Genomic DNA, 3850 nt, shown 5'->3' with positions numbered 1-3850 from the left:
WYTAATTATTTTTTTCATTAATTATTTACCTCCATATATTAAAAATATACCTAATTTTAGGTATATTTTATAAATATCAAGAGTTTTCGACAAAATTAAAGAAAATAACTTTTTTAAAATAAAATTTTTAAGGTATAATAATTAGCAACACAGTAAAATAGAAAGGTCATTAGTGATGGAAGAATACATATCCCATAATAATAGCAACTTAGAAACTAATTTAAAAACTAATTTTGAAACGGGCTTAACTTCAGAAGAAGTAATTGCTCGGCAAAAACAATATGGAAAAAATGAATTACCAAAAAGTAAAGTAACCCCATGATATGTTATTTTTGGCAAAGCCTTAATTGAACCAATCCAATTAATTTTAATTGCAGCAGCTGTAATTTCAGTAATTGCGCCAATGATTGGAAATAATTGACAAATTCAGGGCGAATATTTTATTGATTTTTCAGTAATTGCAGCAATTGTTATCCTTGATGCAATTTTAGAAACAATCCAAACAATAAAAGCACGGAAATCAATGGCCGCTTTAAAATCTTTATCAAAACCAAAAGCGGTCGTAATTCGAAATGATTCTCAGCAAGAAATTCCAGCCAATGAATTAACAGTTGGTGATATTGTTATTTTAGAAGCAGGAAAATATGTTCCAGCGGAACTACGCATTATTGAACAATCTGATGTATTTATTGATGAAGCAATTTTAACGGGGGAAAGTGTTCCTGTTCATAAAACAGCTTACCCAATTGAACCAACAACAATTTTGGCAGAAATGAAAAATATTGCTTTCATGTCAACTTTTATTACAGTTGGGCGAGCAGTTGGTGTAGTTATTAAGGTTGGTCAACAAACAGAAATTGGAAAAATTGCAACAACAATTAATGAAACAGAAGAAACTGCTACAAATTTAGAAAAAAAACTAACAAAGTTTTCGTATTGAATTGCAGGCTTAAGTTTTATTATTGCTATTGTTATTTTTTTAGCATTATATTTTAATGGTAATAAAAGTGGATGAACTAATTATTTAATGGTAGCAATTACTTTAGCAATTGGGGTGATTCCAGAATCATTAGCAGCAGTTGTTTCGATTACTTTATCATTTTCAACCAAACGAATGGCAAAACAAAATGTGATTGTCAAAAAACTTGCTAGTATGGAAACATTAGGAAGTGTCAATGTTATTTGTACTGATAAAACAGGAACTTTAACACAAAATAAAATGACAGTTAAAAAAGTAATGATGAATAATGCTGTAATTAATGCTGACGAATACGTTAATAGTAGTCTGAATCAGCACCAAGATTTATTTTTAAAAGCATTAGTTTTATGTAATGATAGTGTTACTGAAGATAAAGAACGGATTGGTGATCCAACAGAATTAGCATTAGTTGATTATGCTGAATTATTTGCTTATGATGAGCAAGATTCACGTGATAAATGAGAACGAATTGATGAAGTTCCTTTTGATTCTGAACGGAAATTAATGTCAACTTTAAATGTGATTGAAGGGGTTAGTACAACTTTTACAAAAGGTGCATTGGATAGTTTATTAGAACGTTGTGATCGCATTATGATTCAGAATGAAATTTTAACATTAACAAAAAAAGATAAAGCATTGTTGTTAAAGTTAGCAGATGATTTATCAGCGCAAGCATTACGGGTATTAGCTTTTGCTTATAATACTAATTTTGATGATGAACAAGACCCCGAGGCGTTAGAAAAAAAATTAATTTTTTTAGGAGCTGTTGGTATGATTGACCCTGTTCGTCAATCTGCTATTGAAGCAGTAAAAAAAGCACATGCTGCTGGAATTAAAGTTGTTATGATTACTGGTGATCATGCAACAACTGCTCTAGCAATTGCCAAAGAATTAGACTTAGCTTATTCAGAATATGAAGTAATTTCTTCAGAGCAGTTAAATGCAATGACAGATAAGCAATTAATTCGAATTATTGATAATATTAAAGTATTTGCACGAGTTAATCCTGAACATAAAGTTCGGATTGTTAATATTTTACAGCAGAAAGATTATCTTGTGTCAATGACAGGAGATGGGGTTAATGATGCTCCAAGTTTAGTAAAAGCTGATATTGGAGTAGCAATGGGAATTACTGGAACAGATGTTGCAAAACAAGCAGCTGATGTTATTTTAACGGATGATAATTTTGAAACAATTATTAAAGGGGTTAATGAAGGCCGTAATGTTTATCAAAAAATTCGCCGAGCAATTACGTTTGTGATTGGAGTTAATTTAGCAAATGTTTTATCAATTTTTATTTTATCCTTAATTAACCATGTTTCACCAGTTGAAGCAACTGATATTTTATGAATGAATTTAGTTATTGAATCAATTTTAGCAATTTGTATTGGAATGGCTGATAATGATGATACATTAATGACAATTAAACCGGTGCAAGGGAAGAATCCCTTATTTCGAAATATTTGAGGATCAATGATTTGCATTATAATTTTAACAACAAGTGTTTGTGTTGGCGCTTATTATTTTGGAATGAGTTTTGTTCCAACTCAAGCATACGAAGCTTATGGTTATCAAATAGTTTTTGATTTTTTACGAAGTAGTGATCCTAATATTACAATTGAAATGAAATTGCAAATTTCTGATTTTGGTCGAACAGGAATTTTTATTGCTTTAACTTGTGCGCCAAGTATGTTTGTTAATACTGTTACTTTAACAAATTGAAAAATAAAGCAACGTTTTACTCCAATTATTAATCGACCATTAATTTATGCCGCAATAGGAGCAGTTTTATTAAATATTGTTATTTTGTTTATTCCTTGAATTAATAATAAATTACTAAACTTAAATGATTTAGAAGTTTATAATTTAAATAATTGATATTTTATTCCTTCTTGTTTAGCAATGGCAATGATTCCTGTCACAATTATTGTGATAACTGACGCTTGTCATTTTTGATGACATCATGGGTTAGGCATCGTGTAAGTGAAGTGCAACAAATCAACTCAGAAAGGGGTTGATTTTTATTGAAAAGAAACATTATTTTATTTTGCGGTCCTTAGTAACTAAGTATGGAAAAGATAATGTTATTAATATGGTAAATAATATTGTAATTAATAATGTAAAAGAAGATGAATAAATTATCCGCGTAATTTACTAGCGGTAATTTATTCAATATGGTTTATTTTGAGCGTAGCGAACACGCGAAGCGTGCCGCGAAATTAGATTTTTAGGAGGAATAAGTTATGCCAGGTTGATTAACGACAATATTTAGTGTTGTTATTATATTAGGGATTTTTGCATGAATTGGTTTATCAATTTATCAAAAAATTAGACAAATTAAAGGTAAGAAAAAAGATAAGAAAGAAATTGAAAATAGGGAGGATAAGAAATAATGTTAGGTATGTATTTAACAACAGCGGTTAATTTTTTAGCAGWTRGTGATACMCCTACTATTTCAGATGGAATGGGTTCTATTTGAAGTGGATTAGGACAAGCAATGATGAAAGTTAAAGAAGCAATTTATGCTGTATTACCACAATTAATGACTTTTTTAGGTGATGCGTGAATTATTTTAATTCCATTTGGTATTTTTGTTATTGTTAAGATATTAAACTTTTTCCGTGTTATGGTTAAAGGATTTTAATATTTATTATAATCGATCATATATCTTAGCTGTGGCACACTAGTTTTTATATGTGATTTTATTAAATAATTTTATTGTTTATTTTTACACTATACACTGTTTACAAATTTATTTTTTAATAAATTTCTTTAATTTTGTCGAAAACTCTTGATGAAATAAAAAAAATCATCAATATGACAATTTGAAAACTAATTTTGTGTAAGATTATGATTTTGCTTTAAATTTWA

General features: G+C 28.9%; 4 protein-coding genes. All 4 read left to right on the top strand.

The window, feature by feature from the left end; all coding sequences use genetic code 4:
- Positions 1–175: 175 nt before the first annotated feature.
- The 4 genes from EHV01_RS03875 (at position 176) to EHV01_RS03860 (ending at position 3623) form a co-directional block, all read left to right on the top strand.
- Entirely contained in the window at positions 176–2962 is a 2787-nt protein-coding gene (locus EHV01_RS03875; protein ID WP_422066281.1) for a cation-translocating P-type ATPase, read from the top strand.
- Positions 2963–2993: 31 nt separating this feature from the next.
- On the top strand, positions 2994–3116 hold the full coding sequence (locus tag EHV01_RS03870) for a hypothetical protein (RefSeq protein WP_422066282.1): 123 nt from the start codon (positions 2994–2996) through the stop codon (positions 3114–3116).
- A 106-nt stretch (positions 3117–3222) separates the two neighbouring features.
- Positions 3223–3372 carry a hypothetical protein gene (locus EHV01_RS03865; protein ID WP_422066280.1) on the top strand — a complete coding sequence of 50 codons (150 nt, stop codon included), beginning with the start codon at positions 3223–3225 and terminating at the stop codon, positions 3370–3372.
- Positions 3372–3623, top strand: coding sequence for a hypothetical protein (locus EHV01_RS03860; RefSeq protein WP_422066279.1), 252 nt, complete (start codon positions 3372–3374; stop codon positions 3621–3623). The genes EHV01_RS03865 and EHV01_RS03860 overlap by 1 nt, the downstream gene beginning before the upstream one ends.
- Positions 3624–3850: the final 227 nt, after the last annotated feature.

Source organism: Spiroplasma sp. hy2 (genome assembly GCF_044714365.1).
Lineage (GTDB): Bacteria > Bacillota_I > Bacilli_A > Mycoplasmatales > Mycoplasmataceae > Spiroplasma > Spiroplasma phoeniceum.
The sequence above is the reverse complement of the archived record's forward strand: the minus strand, read 5'-3'. Positions and strand labels throughout refer to the sequence as shown.